Genomic DNA, 12,613 nt, shown 5'->3' with positions numbered 1-12,613 from the left:
GCGGGACTTCCTTAGCGGTGCAGGAGGGCGAAACGCAGGCGGCGGTACTGGAAGTACATCAGGCAGCCCACGCAGATCTTCTGGGAGAGGTTCAGCAGCGCCAGGGCCAGGACGGTCACGCCCAGCACCGTACCGGCCAGCCAGAGACCGGCCAGGGACAGCGCGGCGCTGGCCAGCAAAAAAGTGCCGCCCACGCCCTGCGCGAAGTGGTGGGCGCGCGGATCTTCCTCGACCACCTCGGGCTTCAGGCCCAGCGCGGGCCCCAGCAGCCGGTACGCGGCGCGCAGGGGCGAGCCCACCGGGCGCAGGGCCCCCAGCAGCATGGCCCCGCCCAGCACCAGCGTCAGCCAGGGCATTCGCAGCGCCAGCGCCAGCAGGGTCACCGTCACCACCGTGACCTGGTTGAACTTCAGCGCACTCAGGTCCGTGCGCACAGGCTGGGCGGGAGAGGGCTGGGCAATCATTGACAAAAAAGGTAAACCTTTATGGGCGACAAAACAAGTCAACTATTTGTGGGGCTCGGTCACCTGTCTTGGCAACCTGTGGCCCTGGGGGTGAACGCATGACGGAATATTGCCGACCGAGCGGCTTGTGCTGTGCAGCAGAGGAGCAAAAGACAGGGGTTTGGAACGGGCCGGCCATGCGTCTCAGAGCAGTCACCAGATGACCCGAAAGCGAACCCTTCAGGTCATCTGGCACGAGCGGCGCGAGTGACCGCCACAAACAGAGGTTGGCCTGGCTTGGAGGAGGTGCTTTCCTCCCTGCGGCGTCACGGCAGACTGCTGTCAGCGGCCGGGGGTTTCACAGGCCAGACCGTCGCCGTCGCCGTCCAGTTCCGGCCGGTAGCCGGGCTGGCCCCGCCGGATCGGGGTGGGCACGCCCGCCGCCCGGGCCTGCGCGCAACTGGTAAACCCGCCCGCTGGCATGTTTGGCGCCGCGCCCGTGCCTGCCGCGCTGCGCTGGGCCGCGCACCCCTGGCCCGGCCGGGGCAATTGAAAGGGCGCCGCTGTCCCCACATTCACCCGGTACCCCAGATCCTCCAAGGCCGCCAGCGTCAGGGGGCTGACCGGATTAACGCGCCCGCTGTACTCGCCCGCCTCACCCGACAGAATCTCGGCGCACACGGTCTTGCCCGCCCAGTGACCGGCGTCCGGGTCCAGCGGAATGCCGCTGCCCTGGCCGCCCAGGGCGCGGTACGCGGCCAGTGCCCGGGGCGCGGTGTAGAGCCACGTTTTGCCCTCACGGCGCACAAAGGACCGGTCGTCGCTCTGGCCGCCAATGGACACCCTGGACTCGGCCGTCCACAGGGTGCCCACGCCCAGGGCGTGCAGCAGTTCGTGCATCACGGTGTCCAGCAGGTCCTCGCGTGACAGCTCATTCAGCCCCCGCGCATTCAGGTCAACCACGCCGTAAATGGGCAGGAACGACCCATCATGCAGCTCGCAGGGCTGCGCCGAGCCGTACAGGTCCTCGTCCAGATTCTTCACCACCACGAACACGAAAAAGCGCTTCACGGTCTCGTTCAGGCGGGGCAGGCCTTCCTCGCAGCTGTCGGCCGGCAGGTCCACCCGCACAGGCTCATACGGCGACTGGATCAGCGCTGCCACCCGGGCTGCCGCCTCCTGCACGCTGGCTTTCTGGGCCGCGGAAAGGGGGCGGCCCAGCAGCCGCGTCTCAATCACAAAGGGCGCGGCGCTGGCACCAGACAGGGCGAGACAGGTGGCCAGCCCAGCCAGCCACCCCCAGAGCCAGCGCAGAAAGCGGGGTGAAGCCAAACGCAGCGGGGTCATGGTGCCACTGTAGCGGGCCGGGCCCCTGCCAGCATGGGGGGGCTCAGGGGGTGGGGGACCCCCACAGGCTACAGTGATGGCGTCCCCAGCTGGCGCGCCTGGTGGACTGCGCCCCCGCCTTTCCCCGCGCGCCCATCTGGAGCGCCTATGACAATTCGAAACATCCTGCTGGGCGGCGCCGCGGCCCTGACCCTGGGGGTCTCCGCTGGCCCCGCCGCTGCCCCGCGCACCCTCAGCTTCAACGTCGGCGCAGCGGGCCAGGAGATTGCGGTGCAGCCCGGGGACCGGCTGCGGTTCAGCCTGAACAGCGCAGCGGGGACCGGCTACATGTGGCGGGCCCTGGAGGTTGACCCGGCCTATCTGGCCCTGGTGGATAAACGCACGGTGGCGCCAGCGCCTGCTGCGGGCAGCGCGCCCGTCGTGGGCGGCGCGGGCCCGGTGACGGTGTACACCTACCAAGTGGTGGCGCCTCTGCGGCGCGGCGGCGCGGCGCTGACCACGCCCATCTACTTTGCCGAGCTTCCCCCTGGCCGCGCCACCACCGTCGAGACCACGCTGATTCAGTTCAATCTGGTGCCCCGGTAGAGGCCTCATGGAGTTCCACGAATTTGCCCAGACCCGTGCAGTGATCGGCTCACAGGCCATTGCCAGCCGCGACGAATTGCGCGCCATGATCGAGCAGGCGGGGGCCTGGGGCTGGAGCCTGCCAGCGTTTCAGGAGCGGGTGGGCGTGCGTCTGGACGGCGACACCGCCTACGTCACCGAGTTCTCCTGGGCGCACCCCGAAGCCACCCTGGCCGACGTCTGGGCAGAACTTCAGGCTGAAGGTGCGCAGCGCAGCCCCGTCACAGACTGAACAGAGCGCCAGGTGAGGGGCACAGATGAGGGCGGCGTATTACACTGCCCAGCGTGAAGACGTTTAGTGTTCAGGTGGGTCACGTGACCCGTGACCTGCCCATCGTGCCCGTGGCCCCGGGGGTCAGCGTGGCCCTGTTCAACATGCTGGGTGACACCGAAGTGACGGAAGAGGCCGGGCGTGAACTGGCCGCGCGCCTGCCCGCCGATATTGACGTGCTGGTGACCCCCGAGGTCAAGGCCCTGAGCCTGGCGCATGTGATCAGCCGCGAGAGTGGCAAGCCGTACATCGTGATTCGCAAGACCCAGAAGCCCTACATGGTGGACCCGGTGGCGCGCGAGGTGGTATCGATCACCACTGGCAAACCGCAACTGCTGGTGCTCGACGGCTTTGACGTGCAGAAGATCCGGGGCCGCAAGGTGGCGATTGTGGACGACGTGGTGTCCAGCGGCGGCACGCTGCATTCCATTCGCCAGATTCTGGAAGAGGTGGGCGGAGAGGTGGCGGCCGTGGTGGCCGTGTTCACCGAAGGCCAGGAGCGCCCCGAAGTGACGGCGCTGGGGCACCTGCCGCTGTTCGAGTAATTCAGTTCCAGCCCTAAAACGGCGCGGCGGTCTTGCAGTAGGGGGCCGCCGCGCTGCTGTGCTGCCCCGCCCCTGACACAGGTGCGTTAGCCTGTGCGCCATGACCACCCAGACGCAGGAACTGACGGTAAGTATCGGCGGCGTGTCGCGCACCCTGCCCACAGTGCGCGCGGGCAACCTGGGCCGCGTGCCCCTGGTGGAATTCATTGGCGACAGCGAATTCACCAACGCCGTGGCGCAGGAGATGGTCGCGCTGATTCCTGAAGGCACCGAACTGCTGCTGACGGTGGTGACCAACGCCCTGCCCCTGACCCACGAACTCAGCGACCGCTCTGGGCTGCCCTACGTGTGCGCGCGCAAGAAACGGCGCACCTACATGCAAGAGCCCCTGATTCAGGATGTGCCCAGCATGACCCTGGGCGTGGCCGAAACCCTGTGGCTGGACGGCCCCCACGCCGCCCGCCTGAAGGGCAAGCGCGTGACGATTGTGCAGGACGTGGTGGCCTCGGGCGGCACGGCGCAGGCCCTGGCCCGGCTGGTGGAGCGGGCGGGCGGGACGGTCAGCGGCTACTTGGCGGCCTTCCGGCAGGGCAGCAGCACCCTGCCGGTGGTGGCCATCCAGGACCTGCCGCAGACGCTGTAAAGCAGATTCAGGGGGCCGCGCTGGTGGGGACTACGGGTGCTTTCCCCTGCATGGCCCGGGGCCGCCGCCACAGCAGGTCGGCCACCACCCGGACGCCCTGGCGCTTGCTGGGCATGTACCACGCAAAGAAAGCCAGGCGCAGCACCCAAGCTACCGGGCCTTTGAACTGCAGCCCCAGCAACTCGGTAATGCCGTTGAAGTGCCCCAGGCTGGCGCTTTGCCCCAGGCCGCCGTAGGCGAAGGGGCGCAGAGGCTGGCCGCGCAGGCTGCGCGCCACGTTGTTGCCGGCGCACATGCCATGTTTCATGGCCCATAGCGCGTTGACCGGGCAGTCGCCGGGCCGCTTCGGGTGTGCCACGTGCGCGGCGTCTCCGCCCGTCCAGATGTTTGTGTGGCCCGGCACACGCATGTACTGGTCCGTCAGTAGCCGGCCGCTGTGTGGGTGGCGCATGGCCTCGGTGCCGGGGAGAACTGCTGGCGCGATGCCGGCCGCGAAAAGGGTGAGGTCGGCCGGGAAGAAACGGTCATCCTGGGCGTGAGCCCCGCCGCTGGTCACCTCACGGATTCGCACGCCCTCGTGAAGCTGAACCCCCAGCCCCTGCAGGGACTGGCGGGCATGCGCTGCCAGTGGGGCCAGTGCTGGCCCCAGCGTTTCCAGAACCGGGCCACTGCTGAGCAGATGAATCTCGCCGCCCAGGCCCTCGCGCTGCTGCCGTTCCCGGAGGGCGGCGGCCATCTCGACCCCCGCGTAGCCGCCCCCAATGACATTGATCGTGGTGGGTTGGCGGGCCTGAAAGCGTGCGTGCAGTTCGGCGCGGAACGCCCGCATATCGCGCGCGTCCTTGAGGCAGCGGCCGTGTTCGCGCAGCCCTGGGAGGCGGTCGAACGGGTCCACTGAGCCCACGCCCAGGATCAGGTGCTCGTATGTCAGCAACTGCACCTGGCCCTCTTCACTGTGAACCTCCACCTGCTGCCGCTGGGCGTCAACCCGTGTGACCGTGCCTTGCAGATAGCGGGCGTGGGGCATAAGGGGCGGCAGGGGCGTGAGGGTATGGGCCAAAGGGACCAGCTCGCCCAGGCCTTCGCCGGTAAAGCCGTGAAAGGTGTGGTAGGGCAGAGGGCTCACCACGGTGATCTGCACTTGGCCGCGCTTGACCTGCCGGCCCAGGCGCCGCATCAGCGCGCGGTAGGCGTCCAGGCCCACATAGCCCCCGCCCACAATGACGACCTGCGCCGCGCCGCTCACGCCTGGGCTCCGCTCAGCGCTCCCAGCGCAGGGAGAGGGGCTGGCGCGTCTTCCAGGGTCACGGGCTGGCCGAACGAGTGGGGCTCGGCCAGGGTGAAGCCCAGATGCCCAAAGCGGGCCGCCAGCGCCAGCATGTGTTCGGCCTGCTCCACGCTGGGCCAGCCCAGCGAGAAGTGGCCCTGCTGGCCGCTGAGCCCCAGCAGCAGCGTTTCGGCCAGGCAAGCGTAGGCCACCCCTTGCGGCAGGCCAATAAAGCCTTTGCGCTGCACACCGGGCACACTGACCAGCCCGCCGTCCACCACCCGGATGTCGGGGCGCTCCTGCAGCAGTTCGGGGCGGGTGTTGCGCGGCTGCGTGTCATCCAGCACCACGGCGCCCTCTTTCAGGTGCTCGCTGCGCAGCACGGCGTCGGTGGCGCTGGTCAGCAGAATCACCAGATCGGCTTCACGCACGCGGGTCATGTCGGTGGTGATCTGGGACCGGCCGGCGGGCAGGGTGGCCTGCAGGGTACGCAGGCGCTCTTCGTTGCGGGCCACCAGCAGCAGCGGCTGCGCGGTGCGCCGTGCCAGCAACTGGGTCAGGCAACTGCCCACGCTGCCACTGGCGCCCACGAGCGCGATGGTGGCGTTGCTAGGGCACAGGCTCAGCAGCCGCTCGGCGCCCAGGAAAGTCATGGCAGCGGTAAAAGCGTTGCCGTTGGTGATGCCCACGTCGGTGCGGTGGCGCAGCGCCATGCCGCCTGCAGTGGCCGGCGCCGTGAGCGCCCCCAGCCCCACCGTTTTGGCGCCCAGTCCCACGGCCTTGGTCACGGCCCGGTCAATGATGCTCTCCACGCGGCGTCCGCCTTCAAGCAGGGCTTTCGGTGTCAGCGGCACGGTGAGCAGGTAAGCGGCCACCTGTTCAGGCTTGTCGCTGTAGCGCAGGGTGCCTGTCACCGGGGCTGGCAAGGACAGGCGGCCAAGTGCGGTCTCATAGGCGCGGTTGGGGATCCAACCAAACGGCCGGCAAATATCGCCCAGGTCGCGCGAAACGTTTGTCCGGGGGTGGACCAGAAAGGCGACGGCGTGACGGTCTGGGGTGGAAGAAGACAGCTGTTGCGACATAGAGACCTCATCTCGGCCTACAGAGACCGGGGGAATGGAATTGCAGAGTGCACCCACGGGCGTGATCGCTCCGTGACCGGCTGTCTTGACACATGACAAGGCCAACGGGAGCAGCTGCCACCGTTGGCCTTGACTCTGGGATTAATTTACACTGAGTTAAAAATGAAGTAAATAAAGGCCCCTGCCGGGTGTTCTCGTGTGGGGAACAACTTCTGCACCCTCACCGCCCCGGTTCGATGATCACCTTGCCGGTCGTTTTGCGGTCCAAGAGGTCCTGAAAAGCGCGGGCGCTGTCGGCCAGGGCGTAGGTGGGGCCCACCTGCGGCACCACCTGTCCACTCGCCACCAGCTGCCCCAGCACCTGCGCGGCCTCGGCGGTGGCGTCGCGGTCACTCATCAGGCTGGTCAACCACAGGCCAGTCACAGTGAGGTTGCGCTTCATCAGCTCCACCGGGCGCAGCCCTGCCTGCTCGCGGCTGGCGTTGCCAATCACGATGACCCGGCCCCGGTGGGCGGCCATATCCAGGCTCTCCTGAAAGCGTTTGCCGCCCACGACTTCCAGAATGAGCGGCACGCCCTTGCCCCCGGCGGCCTCGCGGACCTTCTGCACCCGTTCGGGGTCGTCTTGCAGCAGGGTCACGTCGGCGCCCAGGCGGCGGGCGATCTCCAGCTTCTCCTCGGTGCTGGCCAGGGCGATCACCTGCAGGCCCAGCGCCTTGGCGAGCTGCACGCTGGCGGTGCCCAGGGCACCGGCGGCTGCCTGCACCAGCACCCACTCGCCGGCCTGACCGCGCCCCAGCGTTTTCAGGCCGTGGTAGGCCGTGAAGTACGACACCGGAAAGGCCGCTGCCTGGGCCGCACTCAGGGTCTGGGGCACGGGAATCAGGCCGGCGGCGTTCACGGTCGCGTAGTGGGCCAGCGCGCCGCTGCCGCCCAGGGCCGCCACGCGCTGCCCAGGCTGCACGCCCTGCACGCCCTCGCCCAGCGCGTCCACGATGCCGGCAAATTCCATGCCGGGCGTGTAGGGCAGGCGGGTGCGGGTCAGGTACTCGCCCGCCACCGCCAGGGCGTCGGCAAAGTTGATGCCCACGGCTTCCACGCGCAGGCGCACCTCGCCGGGCCCAGGCTGCGGCACGGGCACGTCCTGCAGCTGCATCACGTCGGGCGGGCCCAGGCGCTCCACCCGGATGGCCTTCATCAGCTCGGTCATGGGGGCAGCATACCCCAGCGCCGCCAAAAGTGAACGTCAACGTGCATTCTGAACGTGGGCGTGTTTGACCACCCCAAGGGGGCCGTGAAAAGCTGTGGCCCGCCTAACACTCGTTTTCCGGCAAGGAGGCCCACTCATGACCCAGACCCCCCTGGTCGAGCAGTCCCGCCACGATGACATTCTGGTGCTGACCATCCACAACCCGCCCGTGAACGCCTTTTCGCCCGGTGTGCCCGAGGGCCTGAAAGCGGGCCTCAGCGCCGCTGCCGCCGACGACCGCATTGCCGCCGTGGTCCTCATTGGCGGGGGGCGCACCTTCGTGGCAGGGGCCGACATCAAGACCTTTGGCCTGCCGCGCGAGCAGGCCCCAGACCTGCGCGGCACTGTGCAGCAGCTGGACGCCTTTCCCAAGCCCACCGTGGCCGCGCTGCACGGCACGGCGCTGGGCGGCGGTCTGGAACTGGCCCTGGCGTGTAGCTACCGCGTGGCGGTGCCGGACGCCCGGTTGGGCCTGCCCGAGGTCAAACTGGGCGTGCTGCCCGGTGCTGGCGGCACCCAGCGCCTGCCCCGCGTGGTGGGGGCGCAAAAAGCCCTGGACATGATGCTGAGCGGCGCGCCCATCCAGGCCACCGAAGCCAAGGAACTGGGGCTGGTTGATGATCTGATTGAAGGGGGCCTGCTAGAGGGCGCGCTGGCCTTCGCCCGCCGCGTGGCGGCGGTGCGTCCCCTGCCGCGCATCAGCGAGCGGGCTGTGGACGGCGGCTCGCCCGAGGTCTTCGCCGCCGCCCGCGAGGCCATCAAGAAAACGCACCGGGGACAACTGTCGCCCTCGCTCATCATTGATCTGGCCGAGATGGCCGTCAACCGCCCCTTCGAGGAAGGCTGGCAGGCCGAGGCGCAGAAGTTCATGGAAGCGCGCGAGTCGCCGCAGTCGCGTGGCCTGCGCCACCTCTTCTTTACGGAGCGCGAGAGTGCCAAGATTCCGGGCCTGGGCAAGGACACGCCCCTGCTGGACATCCGCCGCGTGGGCGTGATCGGCGCGGGGACGATGGGTGGCGGGATCGCCATGAACTTCCTGAACGCTGGGCTGCCCGTGACCATTGTGGAGACCACCGAGGAGGCGCTGGACCGGGGCCTGGGCGTGATTCGCCGCAACTACGAGAGCAGTGCCAAAAAGGGCCGCCTGAGTGCCGACGACGTGGAACGGCGCATGGCCCTGCTGACCCCCAGCCTGGACATGGGCGACCTGAAGGACGCCGACCTGATCATTGAAGCCGTGTTCGAGGACATGGGGGTGAAAAAGGACATCTTCACGCGCCTCGACGCGCTGGCCAAGGACGGCGCCATCCTGGCCACGAACACCAGCACCCTGGACGTGAACGAGATTGCCGCCGTGACCTCGCGCCCGGAACAGGTGATCGGTCTGCACTTTTTCAGCCCTGCCAACGTGATGAAGCTGCTGGAGATCGTGCGCGCGGAGAACACCAGCGACACGGTGCTGGCGACCTGCATGGCGCTGGCAAAAAAGATTGGCAAGGTGGGCGTGGTGGTGGGCGTGTGCGACGGCTTTGTGGGCAACCGCATGGTGCACCGCTACGGTGAAGAAGCCCGGCGCCTGGTGGACGAAGGCGCCAGCCCAGCGGACGTGGACGCCGCCATGAACGCCCTGGGCCTGCCGATGGGCCCCTTCCAGATGACCGACATGGCCGGCCTGGACATTGGCTACGCCATCCGCGTGCACCGCGCCCGGCAGCGCGGCGAGCCAGAGCCCGACGGCTGGCTGGACCGCATCGTGAAGACCGGGCGCAAGGGCCAGAAAACCGGCGGCGGCATCTACGACTACGACGAGACCCGCAGGCCCCGCCCGAACGCGGACATGCAGGCCTTGATCGAGGCCTACCGCGCCGAGAAGGGCATCACGCCCCGGTCCATCAGCGCCGATGAGATCACCCGCCGCCTCACCGGCACCCTGATCAACGAGGGCGCCCGGATTCTGGATGAGGGCATTGCCCAGCGCGCAGGCGACATAGACGTGATTTACATCTACGGCTACGGCTTCCCGGCCTACCGGGGCGGCCCCATGCACTACGCCGGCGAACAGGGCCTGCAAAAGGTGGTGGACGCCCTGAAGCAGTACGGACATACGCCCGCGCCGCTGCTGGAACGGCTGGCCCGGGAAGGCAAGACGTTCGCTGACTTTGACCGCGAACGGGCCAACAGTTCTCAAAAATGATAACATCCGGGGTGGGGGATGCCGCGCAAGCTCCGTGAACTGATCCGGGATCTGGAGCGGGCCGGCTTCGCGGAGCAGAGTGTGCGGGGCAGTCACCGGAAGTTCGTTCGCGGCCCAGTTGCCGTCATCCTGAGTGGCAACCTGGGCGACGACGTGAAGCCTTATCAGGAAAAGGCCGTAAAGGCCGCCATCGAGAGGGACTCATGAGCTATCTGACCATCGTATCGGCAGGGGAGCGAAACTGGCAGGCACTGGTGCCCGAGCTGCATTGCATCGTGACCGCCAGCAGTCGGGATGAACTTCTGCGCCTGAGCCGGGAGAGTCTTGCGGTGGCCCTGGAGGACAGAACCGGCCACCAGCCTGTAGTGCATCAGTTGGCCGATGTGGCTCCTGAAGTGCGCCGTGAGCTGACGGGAACAGAGGAAGTGCTGTTCCTGGACCCTGCACCCATGAATCCCGTGAGTCTGGCCATTCAGGCGGCCCTGGACCGCGCCGGCATCTCCCAGGCCGAACTGGCCAGGCGCATGGGAACCAGCCGTTCGGCCGTTCACCGTCTGCTCAATCCGTTTTACTGGGGCCACTCGCTGGAACTCCTGCGCCGGGTGGCCGAGGCTCTGGACGCCCGCGTACACGTTACGTTCGAGGCCCAGGCCTCCTGACCACAAAGAGGAACAAACCTATGCCTGAAGCTGTCATTGTGTCTACCGCCCGCACGCCCATTGGCAAGGCGTACCGGGGCTTTCTCAACGATACCCATGGGTCGGACCTGGGGGCGCACGCCGTGACCCACGCCATAGCTCGCGCGGGCGTGGACCCCGCCGAGATTGAAGACGTGATCATGGGCGCCGGGAACCCCGAAGGCGCCACCGGCAGCAACATTGCCCGGCAGATTACCCTGCGCGCGGGCCTGCCAGTGTCGGTCAGCGGCATGACGGTTAACCGCTTCTGCTCCAGCGGCCTGCAGACCATCGCCCTGGCGGCGAACCATGTGATGGCCGGGCAGGGCGACGTGTTCGTGGCTGGCGGCCTGGAAAGCATCACCCTGACCCAGAATGAGCACGCGAACAAGTACCGCCTGCGCGGCGAGTGGCTCTCTGAACACAAGCCCGAGATCTACATGCCCATGCTGGAAACGGCAGAAATCGTGGCGCGGCGCTACGGCATTTCCCGCGAGCAGCAGGACGAGTACGCCTACCACTCGCAGATGCGCACTGCCCGCGCCCAGCAGGCCGGGCTGTTTGAGCACGAGATCGTGCCCATGACGGCTGGCATGAAGGTGCAGGACAAGGCGACGGGCGAGGTAAGCGAGCAGACGGTCACGCGCGCGCTGGACGAGGGCAACCGCCCCGACACCACGCTAGAGGGCCTGGGCAAACTCAAGCCGGTGTTCGAGGGCGGGGTGATCACGGCCGGCAACGCCTCGCAGCTCAGCGACGGGGCGGCGGCCGTGGTGGTCATGAACGCCGACGTGGCGCGTGAACGGGGCCTGAAACCGCTGGGGCTGTTCAAGGGCTTCGCCATCGCCGGCTGCGAGCCCGACGAGATGGGCATAGGCCCGGTATTCGCCGTGCCCAAGCTCCTGAAGCGCCACGGCCTGAGTGTGGACGACATTGACCTGTGGGAACTGAACGAGGCGTTCGCCGTGCAGGCCCTGTACTGCCGAGACCGCCTAGGCATTGACCCGGAAAAATACAACGTCAATGGCGGCAGCATTTCTGTGGGGCATCCCTACGGCATGAGCGGCGCCCGCCTGACCGGCCACATTCTGCTGGAAGGCCAGCGCCGGGGTGCCAAGCACGTGGTGGTCACCATGTGCATTGGCGGCGGGATGGGTGCTGCGGGGCTGTTCGAGGTGCTGTAAGGGGTGTGGATTGTTGGGCATAGGGAAGGGGCTTCTGTGGAGGCCCCTTTCTGCTGGCGGGTCACATTTGCTTAACGTTAAACGATTAGAGTAATGGTATGACTTCCTCCCTCGTTCCCCACGGGCTGCACCATGTGACCGCCGTGACGGCCAACGCCCGCGAGAATCTGCGGTTTTACACGGGCGTGTTGGGCCTGCGGCTGGTGAAAAAGACGGTGAATCAGGACGACGTGACCGCCTATCACCTGTTCTACGCCGACGCCGAGGGCAGTCCCGGCAGCGACCTGACTTTTTTCGAGTGGCCGGTGCCGCCCGAGGAGCCCGGCAACCACTCGATCTCCCGCACCAGCCTGCGGGTGCCGCCGGGCAGCCTGGGCTGGTGGCAGGCGCGCCTGGAGGGCCAGGGCCTGCGGGTTACCCCGGTCACGCGCGCCGGGCGCCCGCATCTGGACTTTCAGGACCCCGAGGGCCAGCGCCTGAGCCTTGTGGAAGGGGGCCCGGCTGGCGTGCCGTGGGCGGACAGCCCAGTGCCGGCCGAGCACCAGCTCCTGGGCCTGGGGCCAGTCGAGTTGACGCTGCCCAACCTCTTTCCCACCGGGCGCGTGCTGGAAAAAGCCTATGGCCTGCACGCCGCAGGCACCTACGCCGACCCCGAGGGGGAGGCGCGGTCCATTCAGGTGTACCGCATGGGCGAGGGTGGCCCACACGCCGAGCTGCACCTGCGCCTGGACCCTGCCCTGCCCCCCGCGCGGCCTGGGGCGGGCGGGGTTCACCACCTCGCGCTGCGGGTGGCAGATGACCAGTACCACGCCTGGGACGCCCACCTGCGCGGCCTGGGCCTGCGCACCAGCGGCGAGGTGGACCGGCACTGGTTCCGCAGCATCTACTACCGCGAGCCCCAGGGCGTGTTGATTGAACTGGCCACCGATGGTCCAGGCTTTGCCGTGGACGAGGACCCCGCCCACCTGGGCGAGACCCTGATCCTAGCCCCCTTCCTGAAGCCGCGCCGTGCCCAGATCGAAGCTGGATTGACGCCGCTAGAGTAAAGAAGTGCCGCTCCTCATCGTAGGAGCGGCACTTCGTTTAA

14 protein-coding genes are annotated in these 12,613 nt (G+C 67.8%); 9 read left to right on the top strand and 5 right to left on the bottom strand.

Features of this window, described 5'->3' with window-relative positions; all coding sequences use genetic code 11:
• Positions 1-11: 11 nt before the first annotated feature.
• Together K7W41_RS02420 and K7W41_RS02415 are read right to left on the bottom strand one after the other, a co-directional pair.
• Positions 12-464: a DUF4395 domain-containing protein gene (locus K7W41_RS02420; RefSeq protein ID WP_224604292.1), complete on the bottom strand. Its 453-nt coding sequence runs from the start codon at positions 462-464 to the stop codon at positions 12-14.
• 321 nt (positions 465-785) lie between these two features.
• Positions 786-1,790 (bottom strand): excalibur calcium-binding domain-containing protein, encoded by a 1,005-nt coding sequence (locus K7W41_RS02415; RefSeq protein WP_224604290.1) that lies wholly within the window; start codon positions 1,788-1,790, stop codon positions 786-788.
• Between the two features lie 147 nt (positions 1,791-1,937).
• On the opposite strand from K7W41_RS02415, the gene K7W41_RS02410 reads away from it, so the two are divergent.
• From K7W41_RS02410 to K7W41_RS02395, 4 genes are all read left to right on the top strand, one after another.
• Complete coding sequence (locus K7W41_RS02410) at positions 1,938-2,375, top strand: protease inhibitor I42 family protein (RefSeq protein ID WP_224604288.1); 438 nt, start codon at positions 1,938-1,940, stop codon at positions 2,373-2,375.
• A gap of 7 nt (positions 2,376-2,382) precedes the next feature.
• Complete coding sequence (locus tag K7W41_RS02405) at positions 2,383-2,646, top strand: hypothetical protein (RefSeq protein WP_224604287.1); 264 nt, start codon at positions 2,383-2,385, stop codon at positions 2,644-2,646.
• Positions 2,647-2,699: 53 nt separating this feature from the next.
• A complete protein-coding gene (locus K7W41_RS02400) occupies positions 2,700-3,230 on the top strand; it encodes a phosphoribosyltransferase family protein (protein ID WP_221090349.1) in 531 nt (176 codons plus the stop codon).
• 100 nt (positions 3,231-3,330) lie between these two features.
• Complete coding sequence (locus K7W41_RS02395; protein WP_224604285.1) at positions 3,331-3,873, top strand: phosphoribosyltransferase family protein; 543 nt, start codon at positions 3,331-3,333, stop codon at positions 3,871-3,873.
• 7 nt (positions 3,874-3,880) lie between these two features.
• Here K7W41_RS02395 and K7W41_RS02390 read toward each other — a convergent pair whose 3' ends face one another.
• From K7W41_RS02390 to K7W41_RS02380, 3 genes are all read right to left on the bottom strand, one after another.
• Positions 3,881-5,119 carry an NAD(P)/FAD-dependent oxidoreductase gene (locus K7W41_RS02390; RefSeq protein WP_224604283.1) on the bottom strand — a complete coding sequence of 413 codons (1,239 nt, stop codon included), beginning with the start codon at positions 5,117-5,119 and terminating at the stop codon, positions 3,881-3,883.
• On the bottom strand, positions 5,116-6,222 hold the full coding sequence (locus K7W41_RS02385) for a semialdehyde dehydrogenase (RefSeq protein ID WP_224604282.1): 1,107 nt from the start codon (positions 6,220-6,222) through the stop codon (positions 5,116-5,118). Before K7W41_RS02385 ends, K7W41_RS02390 begins: the two co-directional genes overlap by 4 nt.
• A 220-nt stretch (positions 6,223-6,442) precedes the next feature.
• The gene (locus K7W41_RS02380; protein ID WP_224604281.1) at positions 6,443-7,432 is read right to left on the bottom strand and encodes an NADPH:quinone oxidoreductase family protein; all 990 of its coding nucleotides are present in this window, start codon (positions 7,430-7,432) and stop codon (positions 6,443-6,445) included.
• Positions 7,433-7,568: 136 nt separating this feature from the next.
• On the opposite strand from K7W41_RS02380, the gene K7W41_RS02375 reads away from it, so the two are divergent.
• From K7W41_RS02375 to K7W41_RS02355, 5 genes are all read left to right on the top strand, one after another.
• Positions 7,569-9,665 (top strand): 3-hydroxyacyl-CoA dehydrogenase NAD-binding domain-containing protein, encoded by a 2,097-nt coding sequence (locus tag K7W41_RS02375; protein WP_224604280.1) that lies wholly within the window; start codon positions 7,569-7,571, stop codon positions 9,663-9,665.
• 18 nt (positions 9,666-9,683) lie between these two features.
• Positions 9,684-9,872, top strand: a complete 189-nt coding sequence (locus K7W41_RS02370; RefSeq protein WP_224604279.1) for a type II toxin-antitoxin system HicA family toxin — start codon at positions 9,684-9,686, stop codon at positions 9,870-9,872.
• Positions 9,869-10,324 carry a helix-turn-helix domain-containing protein gene (locus K7W41_RS02365; protein WP_224604278.1) on the top strand — a complete coding sequence of 152 codons (456 nt, stop codon included), beginning with the start codon at positions 9,869-9,871 and terminating at the stop codon, positions 10,322-10,324. Before K7W41_RS02370 ends, K7W41_RS02365 begins: the two co-directional genes overlap by 4 nt.
• A gap of 20 nt (positions 10,325-10,344) precedes the next feature.
• The gene (locus tag K7W41_RS02360; protein WP_224604277.1) at positions 10,345-11,526 is read left to right on the top strand and encodes an acetyl-CoA C-acyltransferase; all 1,182 of its coding nucleotides are present in this window, start codon (positions 10,345-10,347) and stop codon (positions 11,524-11,526) included.
• A gap of 98 nt (positions 11,527-11,624) precedes the next feature.
• A complete protein-coding gene (locus K7W41_RS02355; RefSeq protein ID WP_224604276.1) occupies positions 11,625-12,572 on the top strand; it encodes a ring-cleaving dioxygenase in 948 nt (315 codons plus the stop codon).
• Positions 12,573-12,613 lie beyond the last annotated feature (41 nt).

The organism is Deinococcus multiflagellatus (assembly GCF_020166415.1).
GTDB lineage: Bacteria > Deinococcota > Deinococci > Deinococcales > Deinococcaceae > Deinococcus > Deinococcus multiflagellatus.
The sequence above is the reverse complement of the archived record's forward strand: the minus strand, read 5'-3'. Positions and strand labels throughout refer to the sequence as shown.

Coding starts and splice junctions, on each gene's coding strand:
- K7W41_RS02360 (WP_224604277.1), top strand. CDS start 10,345: ATGCCTGAAGCTGTCATTGTGTCTACCGCCCGCACGCCCATTGGCAAG.
- K7W41_RS02370 (WP_224604279.1), top strand. CDS start 9,684: ATGCCGCGCAAGCTCCGTGAACTGATCCGGGATCTGGAGCGGGCCGGC.
- K7W41_RS02355 (WP_224604276.1), top strand. CDS start 11,625: ATGACTTCCTCCCTCGTTCCCCACGGGCTGCACCATGTGACCGCCGTG.
- K7W41_RS02375 (WP_224604280.1), top strand. CDS start 7,569: ATGACCCAGACCCCCCTGGTCGAGCAGTCCCGCCACGATGACATTCTG.
- K7W41_RS02380 (WP_224604281.1), bottom strand. CDS start 7,432: ATGACCGAGCTGATGAAGGCCATCCGGGTGGAGCGCCTGGGCCCGCCC.
- K7W41_RS02365 (WP_224604278.1), top strand. CDS start 9,869: ATGAGCTATCTGACCATCGTATCGGCAGGGGAGCGAAACTGGCAGGCA.
- K7W41_RS02420 (WP_224604292.1), bottom strand. CDS start 464: ATGATTGCCCAGCCCTCTCCCGCCCAGCCTGTGCGCACGGACCTGAGT.
- K7W41_RS02405 (WP_224604287.1), top strand. CDS start 2,383: ATGGAGTTCCACGAATTTGCCCAGACCCGTGCAGTGATCGGCTCACAG.
- K7W41_RS02395 (WP_224604285.1), top strand. CDS start 3,331: ATGACCACCCAGACGCAGGAACTGACGGTAAGTATCGGCGGCGTGTCG.
- K7W41_RS02410 (WP_224604288.1), top strand. CDS start 1,938: ATGACAATTCGAAACATCCTGCTGGGCGGCGCCGCGGCCCTGACCCTG.
- K7W41_RS02415 (WP_224604290.1), bottom strand. CDS start 1,790: ATGACCCCGCTGCGTTTGGCTTCACCCCGCTTTCTGCGCTGGCTCTGG.
- K7W41_RS02385 (WP_224604282.1), bottom strand. CDS start 6,222: ATGTCGCAACAGCTGTCTTCTTCCACCCCAGACCGTCACGCCGTCGCC.